Source organism: Streptomyces flavusporus, assembly GCF_046267975.1.
Lineage (GTDB): Bacteria > Actinomycetota > Actinomycetes > Streptomycetales > Streptomycetaceae > Streptomyces > Streptomyces flavusporus.
This window is the reverse complement of record NZ_CP176503.1, coordinates 7,471,151-7,494,162: the sequence shown is the minus strand read 5'-3', so window position 1 is coordinate 7,494,162 and position 23,012 is coordinate 7,471,151. Positions and strand designations below refer to the sequence as shown.

Sequence of the window (23,012 nt, the reverse complement as noted above, 5' to 3'; positions counted from 1 at the left end):
CGTCGTGCGGGAAGCGCTTTCTCCCTGTGCAGGGGTGTGCGCTGTCGTGCTGGGGTTCAGCCCGCGTACGGGTCCGCGACCTTGCCCGGGCGGGCCAGGAACTCGAAGTCGCAGCCGGTGTCGGCCTGGGTGATCTGTTCGTTGTAGAGCGCGCCGTAGCCGCGCTCGTACCGTGCGGGCGGCGGCGTCCACTCGGCCCTGCGGCGCTCCAACTCCTCGTCGTCCACGGCGAGGTGGAGTGTGCGTGCCTCGACGTCCAGGGTGATCAGGTCTCCGGTCCGGACGAGCGCCAGCGGTCCGCCGATGTACGACTCGGGCGCCACGTGCAGCACACACGCGCCGTAACTCGTTCCGCTCATCCGGGCGTCGGAGATCCGCACCATGTCCCGTACGCCCTGCTTCAGCAGGTGGTCGGGGAGCGGCAGCATGCCGTACTCGGGCATGCCCGGGCCGCCCTTGGGCCCGGCGCCCCGCAGCACCAGCACACTGTCGGCGGTGATGTTCAGCGACGGGTCGTTGATGGTCCGTTGCATCGTCCTGTAGTCGTCGAAGACGACCGCGGGGCCGGTGTGCTTGAGCAGATGCGGGTCGGCGGCGATGTGCTTGATGACGGCGCCGTCCGGGCAGAGGTTGCCGCGCAGGACAGCGACCCCGCCCTCGCTCGCGACCGGGTTGTCGCGCGGGCGGATGACGTCGTCGTTGTGCACCTGGGCGCCGGCGATCTGCTCGCGCATCGTGTCGTACGACACCGTCGGCCGGTCCAGGTGGAGCAGGTCCGGGATCCGGGACAGGAACCCGGGCAGGCCGCCGGCGAAGTGGAAGTCCTCCATGAGGTACGTCTGTCCGCCCGGCCGTACGTTGGCCAGCACCGGGACGGTGCGGGCGATCCGGTCGAAGTCGTCCAGCGTGAGCCGGACCCCGGCCCGGCCGGCCATGGCGATGAGGTGGATGACGGCGTTGGTGGAGCCGCCGAGGCCGAGGACGGTCGTCACCGCGTCCTCGAAGGCCTCCCGGGTGAGGATCTCGCTCAACTTCCGGTCGCGGTGGACCAGTTCGACGGCGATCAGGCCGGCCTTGGCGGCCATCCGGTCGTGCCCGGAGTCGACGGCCGGGATGCTGGACGCGCCCGGCACGGTCACGCCGAGCGCCTCGGCGGCGGCGGTCAGTGTGGACGCCGTACCCATCGTCATGCAGTGACCGGGCGAGCGTGCCAGGCCGCTTTCCAGTTCCTGCATCTCGCAGTCGCCGATGAGGCCGGCACGCTTGTCGTCCCAGTACTTCCACATGTCGGTGCCGGAGCCGAGCACCTCGTTGCGCCAGTGGCCCGGCAGCATGGGCCCGGCGGGCACGAAGACCGTCGGCAGGTCGGCACTGGCCGCCCCCATGAGCAGCGCGGGCGTCGACTTGTCGCAGCCGCCCATCAGCACGGCGCCGTCCACGGGGTACGACCGCAGCAGCTCCTCGGTCTCCATCGCGAGCAGGTTGCGGTAGAGCATCGGGGTCGGCTTCTGGAAGGTCTCGCTGAGCGTGGAGACCGGGAACTCCAGCGGGAAGCCGCCCGCCTGCCACACGCCCCGCTTCACGGCCTGGGCGCGGTCGCGCAGATGGACGTGGCAGGGGTTGATGTCGGACCAGGTGTTGAGGATCGCGATGACGGGCTTGCCCAGGTGTTCCTCGGGCAGGTAGCCGAGCTGGCGGGTGCGGGCCCGGTGACTGAAGGAGCGCAGTCCGTCGGTCCCGTACCACTGATGACTTCTGAGCTCCTCGGGGCGCTTGATGTCGGTCATATGGACCATCCGGCGGCGATGGCGGCGACCTCGGCGCGCTCGCTCTCGGGCAGCGGCCTGCTGGGCGGACGGACCTCGCGGCGGCACAGCTCGAGCGAGGCGAGGGCCTCCTTGACGACCGTGACGTTGTTGGCGGAGCCGTTGGCGGCGCGCAGCTCCTCGAAGCGGCGGATCTGCTCCCAGACCTTCATGGCGGCCGGGTAGTCGCCGGATCGAAGCGCTTCGATCATGTTCAGCGAAACGGACGGGGCGACGTTCACGAGTCCCGAGGTGAAGCCGGTGGCGCCCGCGGAGAAGTACGAGGGGGCGTACGGCTCGGCGAGGCCGGCCACCCACACGAACCGCTCCAGACCGGCGTCGCGGGCGAAGGCGGCGAACCGGGCGGCGTCCGGGACGGCGTACTTGACGCCGATCACGTTCGGGCAGGCGTCGGCGAGCTCGGCGAGCCGGGCGCCGGTGAGCTGGCCGTTGCGGATGTACGGGACGACGCCCAGCTCGGGCACGGCCTCGGCGATGGCCCGGTGGTAGTCGACCCAGCCGCTCTGCGAGACGTACGGGTGGACGGGCTGGTGGACCATCACCATCTGGGCGCCGAGTTCCAGGGCATGCCGGGCGGAGGCGACGGCGGTCGGCACGTCGTGGCCGACGCCGACCAGGATCACGGCGCGGTCGCCGGCCTCGTCGATGGTCAGCTCGGTGACCAGCTGCCGTTCCTGCGGGGTGAGGGCGTAGAACTCGCCGGTGTTCCCGTTCGGGGTGAGGGTCCTGATCCCACCGTCGAGCAGACGACGCAGCAGGGCCCGGTGGGCGTCCTGGTCGACGGATCCGTCCTCGGCGAACGGGGTCACCGGGATCGCCACCACGTCGGCCAGGGCCGCCCGCTGGGTCTCGAACGTCGTTGTCATTCCTGACCGTCCTCTCCCTGGGCCTCGGTCCCCGCGTCCGGGAAGGCCCGCTCGACGAACGACGCGATGTGCGCGTGGAGGGCGCGCGCGGCGCCGTCGGCGTCTCCGTCCAGAGCGAGCCGCAGGATCTCGCGGTGCTCTTGGGCCTCCCGGTCCCAGGAGGGGTCGGCGGCCCAGGCCACGGCGGAGACAAGGGCCGCCTGGTCGCGGACCTCGTCCAGCATCCGACCGAGCAGCGGGTTGCCGCACGGCACGTACAGGGCGCGGTGGAACTCCCGGTTGGCCAGCGAGCGTTCGGCGGTGTCCGTGGCGCCGTCGGCCCTGGCCAGCGCCGACCGTGCGGCGTCCAGGGAGGCCCCGCGCCGTACGGAGCGCCGCAGTGCCTCCGGCTCGAGCAGCAGCCGGACGTCGTAGACCTCGCGCGCCATGTCCGCGTCCACCATGCGCACGGTGACGCCCTTGTACTGGCTCATCACCACCAGTCCGGTCCCGGCCAGGGTCTTGAGCGCCTCGCGCACCGGGGTCTTCGACACCCCGAACTGTGCGGCGAGTTCGGTCTCCACCAGGGCCTGACCAGGCGTCAACTGCCCGGTGAGAATGCGGCGTTTGATCTCCTCCAGCACGTACTGCGTGCGGGAGGGGATCGGCGTGGGCACAGAGGTCATGCGCGCCTCTCGGATCTCGCGTATGGGATCTCGCGTATCGCGTCTCATATATGACGTACGAAGTACGACGCGTTGAAGGTAGGAGCGGCCCTGTGTTTCGTCAATGCTTCTGACAAAGGAAGTCGGTGTTGCCGTCAGGCGCGCCGGAGGTCGTCCTCGCGTGCGGTGGCGGTGGGCCCGCCGAACGCCGCCGCGGCACGGGCGGTCGCCGATTCGGGGGTGAGGGTGGGTCCGACATGCGTGACGAGCAGCTCCCCGGCGCCTGCCGCGCGGGCGGTCACGCCGGCGTCCTCGGGAGTCAGATGGACCTGTTCGCCTTCGCGATGCGCGTCGATGTCGGCCTCGCACAGGAACAGGTCGGCGTCCCGGGCGAGTTCGGTGAGGGCGGCGCAGGGTCCGCTGTCCCCGGAGTACGCCAGGACACTGCCCCCGCACTCGGCACGCAGCCCGTACGCCTCGGTGTCATGGACGACGGCCCGGGGGGTCAGGAACAGCTCGCCGTGCCGGGCCGTATGGCCGTCGTACAGCGGCCGGAAGTCGAGAATGCCGCGCAGGAACGCCACGTCCGGCCGGCCGAAGAACCCCGCGAGGCGCCCAGGGCAGTCCTCCGGGGCGTACACCGGAATGGGCACCGGCGGGGTGAGACCGCCGAAGGCGAACGCGTAGACCGCGGACAGGAGATCGGCGCTGTGGTCGGCATGCAGATGGGAAATCCAGATCGCCGTCAGCCGTGCGGGATCGGTGTGCCGCTGCAATTCCGCGAAGGTTCCGGGCCCGGCGTCCACCCACACCTAGACGCCTGAGCCGCGCAGCAGATACCCGGAACATGGACGATCCGGCTGCGGGTGCGGGGAGGCGGTGCCGAGGATGGTGAGGGTGAGGGGCATGGGGGCAGCGTACGAGACGCTTTGCCCTGAACCCGCCCAGGACGATCTCAGGGATATCGGCCGATATCAGTCGCCGAAGAGATCCTGCGCGCGCGTGACCTCCCAGGCGCGGTCCACCAAAGTGCTGAGCTCCTCGGAGTCACGGCAGGACAGCACACGCTCACGCACACCGTCCGGAACCTCCAGTCCACGCCGCTCCAGCACCATGAGTACCGTCTGCGCACGCTCCTCCTCGCGGCCCTCCTCACGGCCCTCCTCGCGGCCCTCCTCACGGACCTGCTGGGCTGCTGCGGAACGGTAGAAGACCTTCATGGTGCTCATCAGTTGTCTCCAGATCTCGACGGCTTCGGAGCCCGTGAGGCCGGCCTCCACGTACTCGGCGTAGACCCCCGCTTCGTCGGGGTCCATGTCATTGAGTTCCTGGGCCAGTGCGGTCAGTATGCCAGCGTTCGCCGGCCGGCGACCATGAACCAGGCTGGACAGCACCCACAGGGCGATGTCGCCGCGCGCCTCGTCCGCGCTGCTGATCAGCGGCACGCTGGTCGGACCGAGGACGTGCGGCTGGGCGATGAGCGACGGCCGCTCCGGGAAGCCCGAGGCGATCGGCTGTGCGGCCCACCGCTCGGTCACCGGTTCGTCGGTGAGTACGATCAGCACGGCGTCGGCGTCGTACCGCTCACCGAGGTAGGCCAGGTAGTACGGCCACGAACGACGCTTGTCCGGGTCGGGTTTCCCCTGGGATTCCAAGGCCACGACGTAGCGCGTCTTCTCCGTGTCCAGCTGGAACAGGGCGTCGACCCGTCTCTCCACCGGCAACAGCTCGGTAGTGACGGTGTCGAGCGGTGTGATCTCCAGGACCGGTCCGATGGACAGACCGAGCAAGCGCTGCATCGAGGTGACGAGCAGCTTGGTGTCCTGCTGGAACACCTGGTGCAGGGATTCGTGGTGCGCACTGACGGGCATGCCGCGGACGGTATCGATCTCCGCGGGGCCGAGGGCGGCCGAATGCGTGTGCATAATCCGATCGAGTGATCACCGGTGCCGCCGCGGGCGCTACGGCGTCCACGCCGGGTCCCGGCCGCTCAGGCCGATCGCACGGTCGAGGAGGGGCGCGTCCTCCGGGACAGGGACGACCGGGCCGAAGATGCCGCCGCCCCGGCTCGGGTCGTCGGCAGCCGCGAGGAGCATGCCGTACGACAGCTGCAGCGCGGCCGGGTCGGGGTCGTACTCCTGGCCGGTCGAGCGGGCCAGGTCCCAGCCGTGGATCACCAGCTCGTCCACCGCGACGGCACCGGCCTCCGCGCCGGACAGCGGCACGCCGCCCGCGCGGGTCTCGCCGGTCCAGGCGGCCGGGTCGCGCCATGCCTCGGCCAGTTCCGCCAGGGTCTTGGGCAGCTCCTCGCGCCAGCCGGGGCCGATGTCCGGCAGGGCGGCCTCCGGGCTGGTGTCGGTGGTGGGGCCCAGTTCCTTGCGGCCGGCGTCGCGGAAGGCGATGGAGAGGCCGAGCAGGTGGCCCAGCAGGTTGCGCACTGCGTAGTCCGGGCACGGCGTTCCGTCCGCGAGCTGATCGTCGGTGACGCCCTCCGCCAGGCGTGCGATGACGCGGGTCTGCGGTCCGAGGTCGAGAGTCGGGTGGTCGGTCATCGGTGCTCCTTACACATCAGGGTCCTTGAGGGTGGACCGGCCGCGGCCCCGGAACTCATCGGCCGCCGACCCCACACCGCCCTGTCTAAGGCACCTGCCCGATCCCTCACCCCCGGCCTTAGAACCACGATGACCGGGCATGACGACCACCACCTGGGCACTCCCACGCGTCCTGCGCGACCGCAACGCGGGCCTCTGTCTCGCCGGAGTCGTCGTCTCCGGCTTCGGCACGTCGGCGCTGTGGCTGGCATCCGGCGTCTGGGTCAAGGACCTCACCGGATCCGACGGACTGGCCGCGCTGTGCATGCTCGCGATGTGGGCGCCCACCCTGGCCGGCCCGTCCCTCGGCACACTCGCCGACCGCACCCGCCGCAAACCGCTGCTGATCGGCGCGAACCTCCTTCTGGCCGCCCTCCTGCTCACCCTCTTCACCGTCGACTCCCCCGGCCGCCTCTGGATCCTCTTCGCGGTCCTGTTCGTCTACGGTGCCGCAGGCGTCGTCCACGACGCCGCCGAGTCGGCCCTCGTCGCGCGCGCTGTCTCCCCGTCACTGCTCGGCGACTTCAACGGACTGCGCATGACCGCCACCGAGGGCATGAAACTCCTCGCCCCACTGGCCGGCGCGGGCGTCTACGCGGCGTACGGCGGCGCGAGCGTCGCCCTGCTCGACGCGGTGACGTTCGTGGTCGCGACCGGCCTGTACGCCTGCCTCCAGGTCCGCGAGAGCCGGCCCGAGCCGCCGCGCGGCGGCTGGCGGGCGCAGACCACCGAGGGCGCCCGCCGCCTGTGGACGCACCCCCGGCTGCGACCGCTCGTCCTGGCCGGCGGCACCACCATGCTCTTCGCCGGGCTCAGCGGGGCGATGGTCTACGCCGTCATCGACGGCCTCGGGCACGCGCCCGCATACGCCGGTGTGCTGTACGCCGTCCAGGGCGCCGGTTCCGTGGCGATCGGGCTGCTCTCCGGCCCCGCACTGCGCCGCCTCGGCGAGCGGCGGTTCGCCGCGTACGGCATCGCCCTGAGGGCCGCCGCGGCGGGCCTGCGGGCGATCCCGTCCGACCCGGTGGCCCTGGTGTGCAGCGCGGCGATCGGCGCGGGCCTGCCCTGCGTCCTGATCGCCGCGCTCACCGCTGTACAGCGCGAGACACCGGACGCGCTGCTCGGCCGTACGGTCGCCACGGCCAACACGCTCGTCTTCACGCCGAACGTCATCGGGCTGGCCGTGGGGGCGGCACTCGTCGAACTCCTCGACGTACGGCTGCTGTTGGCCGTACTGGGCTCGGCGTGGCTGGTGGCGGCCGTACCGCTGCTTCAGAACCCGGCCAGCGCCTCCCGTACCGCCGCCAAGTCGCCGTCCGACGCCAGCCCCGCGTGATAGAGCCGGATTTCGGTGGCTCCCAGCTCACGCGCGCGTGCCGCGTCCGCCGCCAGGGTGCCGGGGCTGCCGCCCATCCCGGAGACCACGCCGAAGTTGGCGGCGATGACGGCGTCGTCGCGGCGCTGCTCGGCAAAGGGCGTCAGCAGACCGGGACCGCCCGCGCACGGCACGACCACCCCGTCCGCGACGGACAGGATGTGCGCGGGATCGACGCCCGGGTTGGCGCCGCAGTGGTACGTCACGGGGTCGGCATGCAGCAGCACCTGGAAGCCGTCGGGAGCGGCTTCACGAACCGCGCGGACCGCCGCCTCCTGGAGCGTGCGGGCGGTTTCGTCGCGCCACGCGCGCGTGGCGGCCGCCTTCGACTCGCCGAGCAGCTTCTCGACCCCGGCCCAGCCCTCGTCGGCGACCGCGCCCTGCCACAGCGGCTCGAGGGCGACGCGTACGGCGGCCGCCAGCTCGTCGGCGTCCAGTCCCTGGGTGTCGTAGCCCTCGCGGCAGGTGGGACAGAAGCAGAGCGACATCAGGTACTGCCCGGCATCCCCGAGCGGCACCCCGGCGGTCTTGTCGTGGGCGTGCAGATGCGCCAGCCCGTACCAGCCGAGGGACTCCAGCTCCGTGCCGCGCGCGCCGGGGCGCACGGCGGCCTCCGCGGCCAGATCCACGAGGTACGCGCGCGTGGCGGGCTGGGCGATGCACGGCGCCCAGGGATAGCGGTCGCCGTAGGCGTTGACGACCGAGGTGTCCGGATGCTCGGCGCCCAGGCGGGAGTTGTGTGCGAGGACCACCCAGGTGTGCACCTGAAGGCCTGCGCCCGCGAGTTGCTCCGCCGCTTCCCCGTAGGCGTCGCCGGGCGCCCAGTCGCCGGCCGGGTACGGGCGCAGGGTCCGGCCCGCCCAGCGGGCGTCCGGGGGGTAGAGCACGGCGGCGTGCTCGGCGGTGACGATGCGGTGGCGCGGGTGACGCGGGGTCAGGGCGCGGGTGGAGTGGTAGGCGGCGGCGAGCGTCACCTGCTCCATGCCGAGGGCGGCGATCCGTGCCGGTGCCTCGGGGTCCCCGTTGACGTCCCAGGGGTAGACGAACGCCGACGTCTTCACACGTCCTCCTTGAGCAGCGCGTACCCACGCTCGATCACCTGAGCGAGCTGCTTGACATGATCCTCGCTCGGCTCGTGCAGCGGGGGCCGTACCTCCCCCACGTCCAGCCCGCGCAGCCGTACGCCAGCCTTCACGAGGGAGACGGCGTAGCCGCGGCCCTGGGCGCGCAGTTCGACGAACGGCCGGTAGAAGCCGTCGAGCAGACGGCGCACGGTGGCGTCGTCGCCGGACTCGAGCGCCTGGTGGAAGGCGAGGGCGATCTCCGGGGCGAAGCAGAACACGGCGGAGGAGTAGAGCATGACGCCGATGGCGCGGTAGGCGAGCTGGGTCTGTTCGGCGGTCGGCAGACCGTTGAAATAGAGGAAGTCGCCGGGGACTTCGGTGCGTACGGCGCTGACGATCCGCTGCATGAGGTCCAGGTCGCCGAGGCCGTCCTTGAGCCCGATGACACCGTCCGTGCGGGCCAGTTCGGCGACGGCGTCCGGGGTGAACACGGCGTTGTCGCGCTGGTAGACGATGACGGGGAGCGCGGTCGCCGCGGCGATCTCCTTGTAGTGCCGCAGCAGCCCCTCCTGCCCGGCGACGACGAGATACGGCGGCATGGCGAGCAGCCCGTCCGCGCCGGCCGCCTCGGCGAGCCTCGCGTAGCGCACGGCGAGCGCGGTGCCGTACCCGGCGCCCGCGACGACCGGCACGCGGCCCGCCGCCTCCTCGACGGCCGCCCGCACACACGCCTCGTACTCCTCGGGCGTGAGCGCATGGAACTCCCCGGTGCCGCAGCACGCGAAGACGGCGGCCGCCCCGGCCTCCACCCCGCGGCGGACGTGGGCGCGGTAGGCGTCGAGGTCGACGGAGCCGTCGGGGCCGTAGGCGGTGACCGGGAAGAACAGCGGCCCGCTGGGGACGCTGAGGCGGGCGGCGAGCGGGGCTGACGTCACGGGCACTCCAAGGTCCACGATCCAAGGTCCATATTCATGTTCCGCGTCCACACTCCTGAACATGCTCACGCTATGGCCGGCCCCCAGGAGGGGTCAAGCGCGCCAACCCCCAACACACCAGCGGATTCTCCTCCTTCGCGGCACACTTGACGCACGACGACCCGCTCCTTAGCGTGTCCACGCATGTGAATGCGGTATATGAATGCGGCCGTTCGATTCAAGGAGACCCGAGGATGCCCGCTCCCCGCACCGTTCTGCTCACCGGCGCCGCCGGCGGCCTCGGCACCCTGATGCGGGACCTGCTCCCCGACCACGGCTACGCACTGCGCCTGCTCGACCTGCGCCCCGTCGAGGGCGCACCGGACGCCATCACCGCGGACCTCGCCGACAGGGCGGCCCTGCGCGAGGCCGTACGAGGCGTCGACGCGATCATCCACCTCGCGGGCATCTCCCTGGAAGCCCCCTTCGAGAAGATCCTCAAGGCGAACATCGAGGGCACCTACAACCTGTACGAGGCCGCCCGCGAGGAGGGCATCCGGCGCATCGTCTTCGCCTCCTCCAACCACGCGGTGGGCTGCACCCCGCGCCCCCAGGGCGACACACCTCTTGATCCAAGCGTGCTCATCCCGGTCGACACCCCGCGCCGCCCGGACACCTTCTACGGCCTGTCCAAGTCCTTCGGTGAGGATCTCGCGCAGTTCTACTGGGACAAGCACGGCATGGAGACCGTCTCCGTGCGCATCGGCTCCTGCTTCCCGGAGCCGACCAGCGTGCGCATGCTGTCGGTCTGGATGAGCCCCGCCGACGGCGCCCGTCTCTTCCACGCGGCCCTGACCGCGGAGAACGTCGGCCACACCGTCGTCTACGGCTCCTCCGCCAACACCCGCCTGTGGTGGGACCTGTCCACCGCGCGGGCGCTCGGCTACGAACCGCAGGACGACTCCGAGCCGTACGCCGAGAAGCTCATCGCCGAACAGGGCGAGCTCGACCCGGACAACCCGGCCCACGCCTGCCTGGGCGGCCACTTCGTGAACGACCCGCCGGTCTGGCCGTACTGATCTCGATACCGACTACGAACTGACCGAAAGCCGACGGCGGGCGGGCACCGAACGGGCCCGCCCGCCGTCGCGTTCGGGCACGCACCCCGCCCGATCTCACACCCCGCCCCGCAACGTCGCAGGTCCGAGGCGGGCACACATCGCGTCGAACGGGCACACACGGGCAGCATCGGGCCCGCATCAGACCTGGTCAGTGCCGCACACCCGCTGTAGAACTTCTCCCAAGGGCCGCACCGGGCCCGAACGGGCAGCGCAGCACCACCGAAGGCAGGTGTCGGCCATGAGCACGAGTTCGGCGGAGGAACGCCAGCGGGAGATCGTGCGGGTCGCGCGCGCCGCAGGGTCGGTCGACGTCACCGCGCTCGCCGACCTGCTGGGCGTGGCCAAGGAGACCGTCCGGCGGGATCTGCGCGCCCTGGAGGACCACGGTCTGGTCCGCCGTACGCACGGCGGCGCCTACCCCGTGGAGAGCGCCGGCTTCGAGACGACCCTCGCCTTCCGCGCCACCAGTCACGTGCCCGAGAAGCGCCGGATCGCGGCCGCCGCGGCCGATCTGCTCGGGGACGCCGAGACGGTCTTCGTCGACGAGGGCTTCACCCCGCAGCTCATCGCCGAGGCACTCCCCAGGGACCGGCCGCTGACCGTGGTCACCGCGTCCCTGCCGGTCGCGGGCGCACTCGCCGAGGCGGAGGGCTTCTCGGTGCTGCTGCTCGGCGGCCGAGTCCGCTCCGGCACGCTGGCCACCGTCGACCACTGGACGACGAAGATGCTCGCCGGCTTCGTCGTCGACCTCGCCTACATCGGCGCCAACGGCATCTCCCGGGAGCACGGCCTGACCACCCCCGACCCCGCGGTCAGCGAGGTCAAGGCGCAGGCGGTGCGGGCCGCGCGGCGCACGGTCTTCGCGGGTGTGCACACCAAGTTCGGGGCGGTCAGCTTCTGCCGGTTCGCGGAGGTCGGCGCGCTGGAGGCGATCGTCACGAGCACGCTGCTGCCGACGGCCGAAGCACACCGCTACTCACTGCTCGGACCCCAGGTCATCCGCGTCTGAAAATCCAACTCACCCCCTGTAGGGCACCTCCTCACCCAACAGTGCCCTTTATCTCCCTATATGTTCAGGAGCGATCCATGCGAACCCAGAGCCGACGGAGGCCGCGAGCCACGCTCGCCGCGGCCGCCGCAGGGACGCTGCTCGCCCCACTGCTCTCCGGCTGCTGGGTCGGGGCGGGCGGGGCAGGATCGGGCGGCAACTCGATCAACGTCCTGATGGTCAACAACCCCCAGATGGTCGAGCTGCAGAAGCTCACCGCCGCCCACTTCACCAAGGACACCGGCATCAAGGTGAACTTCACCGTGCTGCCGGAGAACGACGTCCGCGACAAGATCAGCCAGGACTTCGCCAACCAGGCCGGCCAGTACGACGTCGCCACCCTCTCCAACTACGAGATACCGATCTACGCCCGCAACGGCTGGCTGCACGAGATGGACTCCTACGTCGCCGAGGACCCGGCGTACGACGAACAGGACGTCCTGAGGCCCATGCGCGAGTCCCTCACCGGCGACGACGGCAAGCTCTACGGCCAGCCCTTCTACGGCGAGTCCTCCTTCCTGATGTACCGCAAGGACGTGCTCGAGAAGGAGGGCCTCACGATGCCCGCGCACCCCACCTGGACGCAGATCGCCGACCTCGCCGCCCAGGTGGACGGCTCCGAGCCCGGCATGAAAGGCATCTGCCTGCGCGGACTGCCCGGCTGGGGCGAGGTCATGGCCCCCCTGACGACCGTCGTGAACACCTTCGGCGGCACCTGGTTCGACGAGAACTGGAAGGCCCGACTCGACTCCCCAGAGTGGCAAAAGGCGACGAAGTTCTATGTCGACCTGGTCCGTGAGCACGGCGAGTCCGGCGCCGCCCAGTCCGGGTTCGCCGAGTGCCTCAACAACATGACCCAGGGCAAGGTCGCCATGTGGTACGACGCCACCTCCGCGGCCGGTTCCCTGGAGTCCGCCGACTCCCCGGTCAAGGGCAAAGTCGGCTACGCCCCGGCCCCCGTCGAGAAGACCGAGTCCTCCGGCTGGCTCTACACCTGGGCCTGGGGCATCCAGGACGCCTCCCGCAACGCCGACAAGGCATGGCAGTTCGTGTCCTGGGCGTCCAGCAAGGAGTACGAGCAGCTGGTCGGCGACGAGATCGGCTGGTCGAACGTACCCGCCGGCAAGCGCGCGTCGACGTACGACAACCCCGACTACCGCGCAGAGGCCGCCGCCTTCCAGGAGATGACCAAGGAGGCCATCGAGGGCGCCCGCCCGGGCGACCCCGGTGTGCAGCCGCGTCCCGCGCCCGGCATCCAGTTCGTCGGCATTCCCGAGTTCACCGACCTCGGCACCAAGGTCTCCCAGGAGATCAGCGCGGCCATCGCCGGACGCCAGTCCGTCGACGAGGCCCTGAAGAAGTCCCAGCAGCTCGCCGAGCGCATCTCCGAGGAGTACGAGGGACGATGACCGCCACCACCACGGCCCCCGTGGCCGCCCCGTCCGTCCGTACGGACAAGCGCGAGCCCTCGGCCCGGCTGCGCGCCTGGGCCACCCGCGCCCCCCTCCTCCCCGCCCTGATCTTCATGATCGTCATAACCCAGCTGTCGTTCGTGGCCACGCTGGTGATCTCCTTCTTCGACTGGAACTCCCTCTACCCCGACGCCCGCCACTTCACCGGCGTGGACAACTACCGCCAGGTGCTCACCGACACCGACCTGCGCAACTCGGTCTGGACCACGATCCTGCTGACGGTGACGGTGGTCCTGGTCAGCCTGGTCCTCGGCCTGGTCCTGGCACTGCTGCTGGACCGCAGGTTCAAGGGCCGGGGCGTCGTCCGCACCCTGCTGATCGCGCCCTTCCTGGTCGTCCCCGTGGCGGCGGCGCTGCTCTGGAAGCACGTCCTCTACAACCCCGAGTACGGTCTGCTGAACGGCTTGCTGCACTACGTCGGCGGCCCCCAACCGGACTGGATCTCGGGCACCCCGCTGCTCGCGGTCGAGACATCCCTGGTCTGGCAGTGGACCCCGTTCATGATGCTGATCATCCTGGCCGGCCTGCAGAGCCGCGACCCCCAGCAGATCGAGGCCGCGAAGGTCGACGGCGCGAGCGACTGGCAGATCTTCCGCCACCTCACCCTCCCGCATCTGCGCCGCTACCTCGAACTCGGCGCCCTGCTCGGCTCGATCTACATCGTCCAGAACTTCGACGCGGTCTTCACCATCACATCCGGCGGCCTGGGCACCGCCAACCTCCCCTACACCGTCTACCAGAGCTTCTACCAGGCCCACGAGAACGGCCTCGCCTCCGCCGCGGGCGTCCTGGTCGTCATCGGCTCGATCATCATCGCGACCTTCGCACTGCGCGTGGTGTCGTCCCTGTTCCGCGAGGAGGTGAACCGCGGATGAGCGGCATCGCCGTACAAGTCCGCCGTATCCGCCGTAAGGGCGTCGGCCTGGGCCTGGTGGCCTGGCTGGCCGGCATCGTCTTCTTCCTGCCCGTCGCGTGGATGGCCCTGACGTCCTTCCACTCCGAAAAGGACGCGGCGACCAACCCGCCGTCCTTCGGGGCCGCCCTCACCCTGGACGGCTACCGCGAGTTCTTCGGCACGGGCGGCGGCGCGAGCCCATGGCCGTCCCTGATCAACTCGACGGTGGCATCGGTGAGTTCGACCCTCCTGGTCCTGCTTCTGGCGCTCCCGGCGGCCTACGCCCTGTCGATCCGGCGGGTGCGCAAATGGACCGACGTCCTGTTCTTCTTCCTGTCGACGAAGATGCTGCCGGTGGTGGCGGGCCTGCTGCCGATCTACCTCTTCGCCAAGAACGCGGGAATGCTGGACAACATCTGGCTCCTGGTCATCCTCTACACCTCCATGAACCTGCCGATCGCGGTGTGGATGATGCAGTCGTTCCTGGCCGAGGTCCCGGTGGCGGTGATCGAGGCGGCACGGGTGGACGGCGCCCGCCTCCCCACGGTCCTGACCCGCGTGATCGCCCCCATGGCCCTCCCCGGCATCGCCGCCACCGCCCTGATCTGCTTCATCTTCAGCTGGAACGAGTTGCTGTTCGCGAGGGTGCTGACAGGCGTCGTAGCCGAAACAGCCCCCGTCTTCCTGACCGGCTTCATCACCAGCCAGGGCCTGTTCCTGGCCAAGGTGTGCGCCGCGTCGCTCGTCATCTCCCTGCCGGTGCTCGCCGCGGGGTTCGCCGCCCAGGACAAGCTGGTCCAGGGCCTGTCGTTGGGAGCCGTGAAATGAAGGCCGCCGTCATCGAGTCCGTGGGCAAGGCCGTCGTCGCCGAGGTCCCGGACCCGACGCCGGGCCCGCGCGAGGTCGTCGTCGAGGTCGCCGCGTGCGGCTTGTGCGGCACGGACCTGCACATCCTCCAGGGCGAGTTCGCACCCAAGCTCCCCATCGTGCCGGGGCACGAGTTCGCAGGCGAGGTGGTCGGGGTCGGCACCCAGGTCACGGAACTGTCGGTGGGCGACCAGGTGGCGGTGGACCCGTCCCTGTACTGCTACGAGTGCCGATACTGCCGCACCGGCCACAACAACCTCTGCGAGCGCTGGGCAGCGATCGGCGTGACGACGGCGGGAGGCGCGGCGCAGTACGCGGTGGCGCCGGTGGCGAACTGCGTGAAGCTCCCAGAGCACATCCGCACGCAGGACGCGGCACTGGTGGAGCCCTTGTCGTGCGCGGTCCGGGGCTACGACGTTCTTCAGTCCCGCCTGGGCGCCCACGTCCTGATCTACGGCTCCGGAACGATGGGCCTGATGATGCTGGAACTGGCGAAGCGGACGGGCGCGGCGAGCGTCGACGTGGTCGACGTCAACCCGACCCGCCTGGAGACGGCCCGCCGCCTCGGCGTCTCGGCGTCTGCCGCGAACGCCGATGAACTGGACCGCCCGCAGGGCTGGGACGTCGTGGTCGACGCGACGGGGAACGCGGCGGCGATCCAGGACGGGCTGGACCGGGTGGCGAAGGCGGGGACGTTCCTGCAGTTCGGCGTCGCGGACTACGCGACCCGGGTGACGATCGATCCGTACCGCATTTACAACCAGGAGATCACGATCACCGGCTCGATGGCCGTCCTGCACAGCTTCGAACGAGCGGCGGAGCTCTTCGCGACGGGCGTCCTCGACCCCGAGGTCTTCATCAGCGACCGCCTGCCGCTGACCAGCTATCCGCATGCCCTGGAGCAGTTCGCGTCGGGCGTCGGCAGGAAGATCGTGGTTGTGCCGTAGGGCCGTCTTCCAAGCGAGGGCCGGAGCAAACAGTCCGTCCGGCGTTTGAGGACGAGGCCGTCCAGGCCGATGGGGGTCCAGGGGGCAGAGCCCCCTGGCGGGGTCGAGGGGGCGGAGCCCCTGGGGGCTCCCCCCGCTTCCACCAATTGGCCCCGGGTAAGGGAACGGTAAAACGCCCTCGCTCGTTCACCGGGCATGACAGCTATGACCCCCGGCTCGAACATCCCTCTCTCCACCGCGCGCGTGACGGTGGACGTCGCCGCCCCGGTGCGGCTCGACGTATCGGGCCTGCTGCTCACCGCCGACGGCAAGGTGCGCTCCGACGACGACTTCATCTTCTACAACCAGCCGGCCGGCCCGGGCGTGACGTACCGCTCGGGCGGCGGCACGGCCCCCGACGCGATCACCGTCGACACCACCGCCGTCCCCCCGGGTATCGAGAAGATCGTCGTCACGGCGAGTCCGGACGCCGCGGGCCAGACCTTCCAGGGCATCGAACCCACGGCCACGATCCGCAACGCGGACGACAACAGCGTCCTGGCCACCTTCACGCCCCCGCAGCTCGGCGCCGAGACGGCACTGGTGATCGTGGAGATCTACCTGCGCAACGGTGCCTGGAAGGCCCGCGCGGTCGGCCAGGGCTACGCCAACGGTCTGGCCGGCATCGCCACCGACTTCGGCGTCACCGTGGAGGAACCTGCCCCGGCCCCCGTCGCCCCGCCCCAGCCGGTCACCCCGCCGCCCGCCACGATGCAGCCCCCGGTGACCCCGCCGGCCCCGCCCATGTCCACTCCCCCGGCCCCGGCAGCGCCCCCCGCTCCGGCCGCTCCCGCCCCCGGCGCCGGGAAGATCAACCTCGACAAGGGCCGGGTCAGCCTCCAGAAGAACCAGACCGTCTCCCTGGTCAAGGGTGGCCGCCCGCTGCTCTCCCAGGTCAAGATGGGCCTCGGCTGGGAGCCGGCCTACCGCGGCAAGGACATCGACCTGGACGCCTCGGTCATCGCGTACGGCCCGCAGCGCAACCACATCGACAGCTGCTACTTCGGCAAGCTCCAGATCGTGGGCGGCGCGATCCGCCACTCCGGCGACAACCTCACCGGCGAGGGCGGCGGCGACGACGAGGTGATCACCGTCGACCTCGGCCGCCTCCCGCAGGAGGTCACCGGCCTGGTCTTCACCGTGAACTCCTTCTCCGGCCAGAAGTTCACCGAGGTCGCCAAGGCCTACTGCCGCCTCATGGACGCCGCCACCGGCGAGGAACTCGTCCGCTTCGACCTCACCAACGCCGAGCCCCAGACCGGCGTCCTCATGGCGAAGCTCATCCGCCAGTACTCCGGCGAGTGGGACATGACAGCCATGGGCGACTTCGTCAAGGCCCGCACGGTCCGCAACATGGTCAAGCCGGCGGCCCAGGCGCTGTAGGAAACATGCGTGCACTGCAACCGGCAGCAGCCGCGAGAGTCCTGGGACCCGTCCCGCCGGAGTCCTTCCGGGACCTCCGGCGGGACGGGCGTTCGGGGGCGCGACCCTGACCCTGCGGTCTGGGGCCCCTGTCACACCGGGGCAGGGCAGCCGCTCAGCAGCTGCGGCGGCGCATCTTGTTGTCGCAGCGCGTGTGGATACGGCCCGGCTGGGCAGCACCGCCAGAGGCGCTGAGGTGGTCGTACGGCACCGATTCGTCACCGCCCTCGATCACCGCGTCGCAGGCCAGACACATCACCACACCCGTGAGGGCGTCATAGTGGTCGCACAGTGCCACGACGGAACGCGCCAGCCGCTTGACGCGATCGACCTCGCCGGCCAGACCGGGCCGCTCGGTTTCGTTCAGCCGCCTGCGAGCCTCTTCGACTCCGGCCAGGGCGACCTTCGCGGGAACGTCGTCCCCCGGCAGATTCCCGGTGAGCTGTTCGATGTCCCGGATCAGCTGCCCCACATTGGCGCGGAAGGCATCGCTGAAGCGCTTGACGGTCCCGTGCCGCGGCAGCAAGGGCTGGTCGAGGAACCAGGTCGCCGCAGCGCGCATCGTGGCGGGGGCCTGCGTGGGTGCTTCGGTGTCGTCGTGGGTGGCGTTCACCGGGCAACACCTGCCGCGCGGTGGATGGGGCAGGCACAGTGCGCCAGCTGGGTGTGCAACGGCTCCAGCGCGGGCTCGTACTCGTGCGGCACGACCACCGTGGTACGCGGCGACGAAACCACGCCGTCCTTGCTGATCGTGTAGACCTCGATCGTGAGCTTGGCACCCTGTGGGCGCTTCACGGGCGGGGCGGTACCGTTCGTCATGTCGACGCTCCTTCACAGCGTTGGCCAGCCCCGGGGCCGTTCGCGCGGCTGCCGGGGCACATCGTGCGACGACGGTTGAGTGCGAGGTCGCGCGGGCGGCCGCCACTCGGAACGATCCGACAGTGCGTCATCTCGCTGCCTCCCCCTCGTCGTTGCCGGGTGTGAGAACAGCGTGACGCCGTGCGAAGTGCGGAACGCTCACAGTTTGGTGAGCGTTGTGAGCGCGCTCTACAGGCCGATCCAGGACGCCATGTGATTGAGCGTGTCAGGGGTCCGCCGCGACAGGTGGACCAGCCCGGTGATCGTCTCGCGGGCTGCCGGGTGGTACCGGGTCTGTTCTGGTGCGAGGCGACGCGCCTCGACGAGCGACTTCAGCGCAGCCTCGGTGTGTCCGGTTTCCATCTCGGAGCGTGCCTGGTCGATCAGGAAGTGGGCGCGGCGGGACGTGGCCAACTGGGACGGCAGCTTCATCTTCCGGGCCTGCTTGAGCGCGTCGTCGTACTGGCGCCCCTCGACTGCGGCGGACATCTTGTGCAGGGCTACGTTCGCAGGGCCGAAGCTGAGCCAGTGCACGTCCGAGGCGTCCCCGATGCGCTTCGCAATCTTGTGGGCCTCCGAGATGTGACACTTGACGCCTGTGTCGTCATCGGCGCGCGCGGCGATGACGGAACCTCCAAGGTGCAACTGTCCCGTGACGGCGAGGGCTTCGCGGGTCTCATCGGCCTGCCCGATCACGTTGTGCCCGGAGGCGATGAGGCGCTGCCCGATCCGGTACTCACCCTCACGGAAGTAGACCAGCGCGCGCATGTACTGGCGTACGGCGGCCAGACAGGGATCTGAGGCGCGCTGTGCCGCCCAGTCCATGCGGTCCAAGGCGACCGCAGACAGGTCGTAGTAGCCGAGCTTGACACTGATGTCATGGGCAGTGCGATAGGTGGAGGCGAGCGCCTGCCACAGCTCGGTGGATGGCGTCGACCACGCGGCGTGGGTGAGGTCGGCGATGAGTCCTGGCAGTTCGCGGGCGGCGTTGCGTAGGTGTGTCGCCCTTACCTCGGCGCACATCCGGTCCGCTCCGTCGATGAGCTGGTCGGCTGGCCGCACGGTCAGATCGGGGTTGGGGCCGAGGTCGTACAGGTCGAGGGACTCGCGGATGGGCCGCACCAGTTCGGCGAGCCGGTCGTGCTGCAATTCGGTCACGTACGGCTGCCCCGTGAGCACGGTGACGTCGACCTTGAGCGCCCGGGCGACAGCTGCCACGAAGTCGGCCGTTGCCGGGCGGGCACCGCATTCAACCTGGTTGAGCAGGCTGTACGAGTAGGGCAGCCGGTCGGCGAGCTCCCGCTGGGTGAGCCTGGCCAGTCTGCGCTGTTCCTTGATACGCGCACCCGCGTGGTTTTCGTCCGGTGTGGGCATGCTGGTCTCCGTTCTGAGCAGCCACTTGGAACAGTACGCGCGCCCGGTCGCGTGGGTGCACCTTCCGCCCCGACTCCCAGCTGGGCGGGGCGGTTGCTTGTGATCGGATGGGCGCATGACGACAACTTCCCGCGTGCTCTACCTGTTCGGCTCGGCCGCCCCACCCGTCTTCGACGTCGCCATGGTGATCCAGGATGCCCAGGACCGCGGCTGGGACGTCTGCCTGGGCCTTACCCCGACCGCAGCCCACTGGCTGAGCTCACAGCTGTCCGAGCTGGAGCGCCTGACCGGCCACCCTGTGCGCAGCGAGTACAAGATGCCGGGAGAGCCGGACGTGTGGCCGAAGGCCGATGTCATCGCGGTCGCGCCGGCCACTTTCAACACGATCAATGCTTGGGCGCTCGGCATCACGCGGGAATTCGTGATCGGTGTCGTCGCGGAGGGCATCGGAAAGAACATCCCGACAGTGACCATGCCGTGCGTCAACGCCGTGTACGTGCAGCACCGCCAGTTCGAGCGCAGCATCGCCGAGCTGCGTGAGATGGGCGTACGCGTGCTGTACGGCGAGGGCGGATTCGTGCCGAACCAGCCGGGCCAGGGCAAGCCGAAAGAGTACCCATGGCACCTGGTCCTTGACGCAGCCCGGCAGATGGCCAGCAGCTGACCGTCGGCTGCCATCCGCGGAGTCGCCGGGTCGGCGCCACGGGCTCTCAGACCAGCTCGCCAACGGGACTTCATCCTTGGCGGTGCGCTCAGCCAGATCGGCACGTGCGCCGTCGAGGCTTCCGTATGCGCCGATCCATGACGGGAACTGGCGACGGGCCATCGCTGCATCGCCCCACCAGCCGTGCATCAGCGCTCACCCCCTGGCGGTCCAGACAGAGGTGATGCGCTGCGGAGCGGCAGCAGTCCACCCACCGATACCCGCGATCGTGTAACTCGTCGACGCGCATGGACAGTTGACGGCTGTGTCCTGTCGCAGTGCATCTGGCAGGTGGCAGTCCGCTGACCTGCCGGGTTGCCAGGTGGTTGGAGAACGCCGACGCTCGGCGTTCTCCAACCACCTGGCCTTCGCGGAAGTCGCGTTCGCGATCGAGGCAGAAGCGCCAGTAGAGGGATCGAGGTGGTCGAGGAGGGCAGCGGCGTCCCCTATGTAGCCGTCGCGTGAGAAGTCCGCAGGACGCTCGGAACGGCCGTGGCCTCTCTGATCGAGAGCGATCACCCGCCAGTCCGGAGCGAGTTCACGTGCCAGGCCGGTGAAAGTCCGGGCCTCTCCGAAGTGGCCGTGCAAAGCGAGAAGAGGCTGACCGTGACCGCCGTAGTCGAGATAGGAGAAGTGCCGACTGTCGATGCTCATGGTGTGCCGGGTTGGTTCCTCCATGTCGCTCACTTTGACAGGTGGTGCCGACATCCGAGGATTCGGACGCCTGCTGTCACGTCTCGTTGGTGACGTCCAACCATGGCGCTTGGTCGTCCAGACCGAGGTGGCGTGCGGCCTCGCTGCGGAAGTGCTCGTTGTCACGCCAGTGCGGTGAAGCGAGCATTCCCGTGAGAGTGACCGCTTCGGGGTAGGTGACCAGCTCGATTCTCGCGGCGGAGGGGCGGTAGGGGTCTCCATAGGGATCTTCCCCCAAGTGTCTGAAGGCGGTCGCGCCAGCGTGGTTGGAGAACTGGACGGTCGAGTTCGTGGAACCAGCGTCGGGTGTGGCCCTGGGCGTCGAGGCAGTTCAGGACCGTGGAGTAGGTCGAGCGTCCGCCCGCATGGGCTTGACCTGCATCATCCCGTCACTCCTCGTAAACGAGGCACTCTCCGCACGTCACCGAGGGCGGAACGACGACAGCGACGGAAACCTCGCCCGACCCCGGCCGCACCGAAGTGCGGGCCGGGTCCGGTCGGTCAGGCGGCCCAGGGCCAGTCAGCGTCCCGAGCCGCCGCCTCCAGCAGCGGCACCATGCGGAACGCCGCGTCCGAGAGCCCCCCGAACACATGCCGGTTCCCCGTCCCGGACGGGCCGTGACCCGCCCGGTACCCGGCCAGGTTCCAGGTGTAGACCGGTACGTCGGCCGGGACCTGCTCGGTCGGGTCGCCGTAGTGGCTGTGGGCATACTGCTCGTCGGTGACGATCAGCACCCGGTCGTGCTTCTTGTAGTGCCGGCGCACCGCCTCGGTGGTGTTCGTGCCGCCCAGGTCGCCGAAGCGCTCCAGGACCTTGAGCACCGACTCGCCCTTATGGAACCGCAGCCGGTTGCTGCTCGTGCCGAACTCGACGAGATCCGCGTCCGCCGCCCGCAGCGCGAGCGCCGTGCCGAAGATCGCCGCCGCGTCGGCCCGGTTGAGCTCCGAGCGGTCCGACAGCCGCGAGTAGAACATCGAACCCGAGCGGTCCACGAGCACCAGCGTCCGGCCGGGCAGCGCGGGCACGCCCGCCAGCGAGTGGCCGAGCGCCTGCTCCAGCGGGTACGACCAGCGCAGCGACGGCGCGTGCTGGTATGCGGCGAGGTACCGGAAGGGGAACTGCCGCGAGCGCGCCACCTCCGCCGGGTCGCTGATCTTCGCCGCGACCTCTGCGGCCACCTCGTCCGAGACACCGGCCTCGTCGAAATTCCTCAGGTTGCGAACGAGCGCCATCGAACCCATGGACGGAATCACCGCCTCCCAGGCCGCCTTGTCCATCGGCCCCTGCAGCCAGCCCGCCAGTGCCTCCCAGGTCATCCGGGCCGCCGCGAGCCGCTCGGCGCCGCCGGGTGCCGTGACGACCGCACGTCGCTCCTCGACCGGCAGCGCCATCAGCTCACGGTGGGCCACCAGCGTCCGGTTCGACGCGGGCGGCACGGCCGTGTCCGGGTTGTGCCGGCGGTCCAGGGCGTACTGGAACAGCTCGCCCTGCCACGGCTTGTCCGGGTCCGGTGCCGCGTGCACGAGGTTGAGGATGTCGCCGAAGCGGTAGCCCTTGGACGCGGTGTCGTACTTCAGCAGCGCCTTGCCGCTGTAGAGGCGCCGTACGGCGTCGGCGATGCCGCGCTTCACCGGCTTCGGGACGTTACGGCCGTACAGCGCGGTCCAGTACGCGAGCAGCTCGCCGGGCTCGTCGGGACGCTGGAGCACGGAGTCGACGACCTGACGGTTCGTCGGACCGTCGGTCGCGTCGGCCTCCAGCCGCGCCTTCACGTACTCGGCGGCGCCCACGACCGCCGCCGTACGCAGGTTGCCCTCGCCGCGCAGCCAGCCGAGCAGGCCGGCCGTCCACTCCGGGTCGGTGACGGCGAGCTCGCGCACGAGCGTGGCGAACCGGTCGTCGCGGGCGGCGCCGGTCTCGTAGAAGGTCTGCTGAGAGACGAAGTTGGAGACCGCCAGCAGGAAAAGCTCGGAGTGCGCGTCGCGCTCGCGGCCGAGGCCGCCCTCGTACGTACGGAGTACCCGTCCCGTCGAGGTGACGCGCGAAGTGGGCCGTGCCTTCGCGGCCTTCGTGTTGAATCGCGCCATGGTGAATTCCCCCGAATTCATGAGAGGTTTCGGAGGGAGGCGCAGCAGAAGGAGGATGCCCGAGATCAGGAGTCGGCGACGGACTTAGCCTGGTGCTCTGCCGAATTGAGCTACACCGACCCGAAGTCGATGACGGGATTCGAACCCGCAGCCGCCAGATCCAATGAAGTAACCGTTGCCTGCGCACCGGGCACCCACCATGAGC

22 protein-coding genes and 1 pseudogene are annotated in these 23,012 nt (G+C 70.1%); 9 read left to right on the top strand and 14 right to left on the bottom strand.

Annotated elements, in window-relative coordinates; genetic code table 11:
• Nucleotides 1–56: 56 nt before the first annotated feature.
• From araD to ACKTSN_RS35305, 6 genes and pseudogenes are all read right to left on the bottom strand, one after another.
• Nucleotides 57–1,787 carry an L-arabinonate dehydratase gene (gene araD / locus ACKTSN_RS35330; protein WP_409472838.1) on the bottom strand — a complete coding sequence of 577 codons (1,731 nt, stop codon included), beginning with the start codon at nucleotides 1,785–1,787 and terminating at the stop codon, nucleotides 57–59.
• Nucleotides 1,784–2,692: a dihydrodipicolinate synthase family protein gene (locus ACKTSN_RS35325; protein ID WP_409472837.1), complete on the bottom strand. Its 909-nt coding sequence runs from the start codon at nucleotides 2,690–2,692 to the stop codon at nucleotides 1,784–1,786. The genes araD and ACKTSN_RS35325 overlap by 4 nt, the downstream gene beginning before the upstream one ends.
• Nucleotides 2,689–3,357, bottom strand: coding sequence for a GntR family transcriptional regulator (locus ACKTSN_RS35320; protein WP_409472836.1), 669 nt, complete (start codon nucleotides 3,355–3,357; stop codon nucleotides 2,689–2,691). Before ACKTSN_RS35320 ends, ACKTSN_RS35325 begins: the two co-directional genes overlap by 4 nt.
• A gap of 134 nt (nucleotides 3,358–3,491) precedes the next feature.
• Nucleotides 3,492–4,244: pseudogene (locus tag ACKTSN_RS35315) on the bottom strand (MBL fold metallo-hydrolase).
• Between the two features lie 66 nt (nucleotides 4,245–4,310).
• The gene (locus tag ACKTSN_RS35310; RefSeq protein ID WP_409472835.1) at nucleotides 4,311–5,207 is read right to left on the bottom strand and encodes a hypothetical protein; all 897 of its coding nucleotides are present in this window, start codon (nucleotides 5,205–5,207) and stop codon (nucleotides 4,311–4,313) included.
• A gap of 90 nt (nucleotides 5,208–5,297) precedes the next feature.
• The gene (locus ACKTSN_RS35305) at nucleotides 5,298–5,888 is read right to left on the bottom strand and encodes a TIGR03086 family metal-binding protein (RefSeq protein WP_409472834.1); all 591 of its coding nucleotides are present in this window, start codon (nucleotides 5,886–5,888) and stop codon (nucleotides 5,298–5,300) included.
• 139 nt (nucleotides 5,889–6,027) lie between these two features.
• Between ACKTSN_RS35305 and ACKTSN_RS35300 the strand changes: the two genes are divergently transcribed.
• Complete coding sequence (locus ACKTSN_RS35300) at nucleotides 6,028–7,263, top strand: MFS transporter (protein WP_409472833.1); 1,236 nt, start codon at nucleotides 6,028–6,030, stop codon at nucleotides 7,261–7,263.
• Here ACKTSN_RS35300 and ACKTSN_RS35295 read toward each other — a convergent pair.
• Both ACKTSN_RS35295 and ACKTSN_RS35290 read right to left on the bottom strand, forming a co-directional pair.
• Complete coding sequence (locus ACKTSN_RS35295) at nucleotides 7,200–8,363, bottom strand: hypothetical protein (protein WP_409472832.1); 1,164 nt, start codon at nucleotides 8,361–8,363, stop codon at nucleotides 7,200–7,202. The genes ACKTSN_RS35300 and ACKTSN_RS35295 overlap by 64 nt on opposite strands.
• On the bottom strand, nucleotides 8,360–9,301 hold the full coding sequence (locus tag ACKTSN_RS35290; protein ID WP_409472831.1) for a 5-dehydro-4-deoxyglucarate dehydratase: 942 nt from the start codon (nucleotides 9,299–9,301) through the stop codon (nucleotides 8,360–8,362). Before ACKTSN_RS35290 ends, ACKTSN_RS35295 begins: the two co-directional genes overlap by 4 nt.
• A gap of 233 nt (nucleotides 9,302–9,534) precedes the next feature.
• Between ACKTSN_RS35290 and ACKTSN_RS35285 the strand changes: the two genes are divergently transcribed.
• The 7 genes from ACKTSN_RS35285 to ACKTSN_RS35255 all read left to right on the top strand — a co-directional run bounded on the left by ACKTSN_RS35285 (nucleotide 9,535) and on the right by ACKTSN_RS35255 (nucleotide 17,052).
• A complete protein-coding gene (locus ACKTSN_RS35285; RefSeq protein ID WP_409472830.1) occupies nucleotides 9,535–10,359 on the top strand; it encodes an NAD-dependent epimerase/dehydratase family protein in 825 nt (274 codons plus the stop codon).
• 280 nt (nucleotides 10,360–10,639) lie between these two features.
• A complete protein-coding gene (locus tag ACKTSN_RS35280; protein ID WP_409472829.1) occupies nucleotides 10,640–11,410 on the top strand; it encodes a DeoR/GlpR family DNA-binding transcription regulator in 771 nt (256 codons plus the stop codon).
• 77 nt (nucleotides 11,411–11,487) lie between these two features.
• Nucleotides 11,488–12,858, top strand: a complete 1,371-nt coding sequence (locus ACKTSN_RS35275) for an ABC transporter substrate-binding protein (RefSeq protein ID WP_409472828.1) — start codon at nucleotides 11,488–11,490, stop codon at nucleotides 12,856–12,858.
• Nucleotides 12,855–13,796 carry a carbohydrate ABC transporter permease gene (locus ACKTSN_RS35270; protein ID WP_409472827.1) on the top strand — a complete coding sequence of 314 codons (942 nt, stop codon included), beginning with the start codon at nucleotides 12,855–12,857 and terminating at the stop codon, nucleotides 13,794–13,796. The genes ACKTSN_RS35275 and ACKTSN_RS35270 overlap by 4 nt, the downstream gene beginning before the upstream one ends.
• Nucleotides 13,793–14,644, top strand: a complete 852-nt coding sequence (locus tag ACKTSN_RS35265) for a carbohydrate ABC transporter permease (protein ID WP_409472826.1) — start codon at nucleotides 13,793–13,795, stop codon at nucleotides 14,642–14,644. Before ACKTSN_RS35270 ends, ACKTSN_RS35265 begins: the two co-directional genes overlap by 4 nt.
• Nucleotides 14,641–15,630: a zinc-dependent alcohol dehydrogenase family protein gene (locus ACKTSN_RS35260; protein ID WP_409472825.1), complete on the top strand. Its 990-nt coding sequence runs from the start codon at nucleotides 14,641–14,643 to the stop codon at nucleotides 15,628–15,630. Before ACKTSN_RS35265 ends, ACKTSN_RS35260 begins: the two co-directional genes overlap by 4 nt.
• 204 nt (nucleotides 15,631–15,834) lie before the next feature.
• Nucleotides 15,835–17,052 carry a TerD family protein gene (locus ACKTSN_RS35255; RefSeq protein ID WP_409474996.1) on the top strand — a complete coding sequence of 406 codons (1,218 nt, stop codon included), beginning with the start codon at nucleotides 15,835–15,837 and terminating at the stop codon, nucleotides 17,050–17,052.
• A 154-nt stretch (nucleotides 17,053–17,206) separates the two neighbouring features.
• On the opposite strand, the gene ACKTSN_RS35250 is transcribed toward ACKTSN_RS35255, so the two are convergent.
• From ACKTSN_RS35250 to ACKTSN_RS35240, 3 genes are all read right to left on the bottom strand, one after another.
• Nucleotides 17,207–17,704 carry a DUF6415 family natural product biosynthesis protein gene (locus ACKTSN_RS35250; RefSeq protein ID WP_409472824.1) on the bottom strand — a complete coding sequence of 166 codons (498 nt, stop codon included), beginning with the start codon at nucleotides 17,702–17,704 and terminating at the stop codon, nucleotides 17,207–17,209.
• Nucleotides 17,701–17,910: a hypothetical protein gene (locus ACKTSN_RS35245; RefSeq protein ID WP_409472823.1), complete on the bottom strand. Its 210-nt coding sequence runs from the start codon at nucleotides 17,908–17,910 to the stop codon at nucleotides 17,701–17,703. Before ACKTSN_RS35245 ends, ACKTSN_RS35250 begins: the two co-directional genes overlap by 4 nt.
• A 228-nt stretch (nucleotides 17,911–18,138) precedes the next feature.
• Complete coding sequence (locus tag ACKTSN_RS35240) at nucleotides 18,139–19,323, bottom strand: helix-turn-helix domain-containing protein (RefSeq protein WP_409472822.1); 1,185 nt, start codon at nucleotides 19,321–19,323, stop codon at nucleotides 18,139–18,141.
• Between the two features lie 115 nt (nucleotides 19,324–19,438).
• Between ACKTSN_RS35240 and ACKTSN_RS35235 the strand changes: the two genes are divergently transcribed.
• Nucleotides 19,439–19,987, top strand: coding sequence for a flavoprotein (locus ACKTSN_RS35235; RefSeq protein WP_409472821.1), 549 nt, complete (start codon nucleotides 19,439–19,441; stop codon nucleotides 19,985–19,987).
• Nucleotides 19,988–20,182: 195 nt separating this feature from the next.
• Here the strand turns inward: ACKTSN_RS35235 and ACKTSN_RS35230 are convergent, their stop codons facing one another.
• The 3 genes from ACKTSN_RS35230 to ACKTSN_RS35220 form a co-directional block, all read right to left on the bottom strand.
• Nucleotides 20,183–20,680, bottom strand: coding sequence for an alpha/beta fold hydrolase (locus tag ACKTSN_RS35230; RefSeq protein WP_409474995.1), 498 nt, complete (start codon nucleotides 20,678–20,680; stop codon nucleotides 20,183–20,185).
• 76 nt (nucleotides 20,681–20,756) lie between these two features.
• Nucleotides 20,757–20,957, bottom strand: a complete 201-nt coding sequence (locus tag ACKTSN_RS35225; RefSeq protein WP_409472820.1) for a hypothetical protein — start codon at nucleotides 20,955–20,957, stop codon at nucleotides 20,757–20,759.
• Between the two features lie 263 nt (nucleotides 20,958–21,220).
• Nucleotides 21,221–22,807, bottom strand: coding sequence for a TROVE domain-containing protein (locus ACKTSN_RS35220; RefSeq protein WP_409472819.1), 1,587 nt, complete (start codon nucleotides 22,805–22,807; stop codon nucleotides 21,221–21,223).
• Between the last annotated feature and the right edge of the window lie 205 nt (nucleotides 22,808–23,012).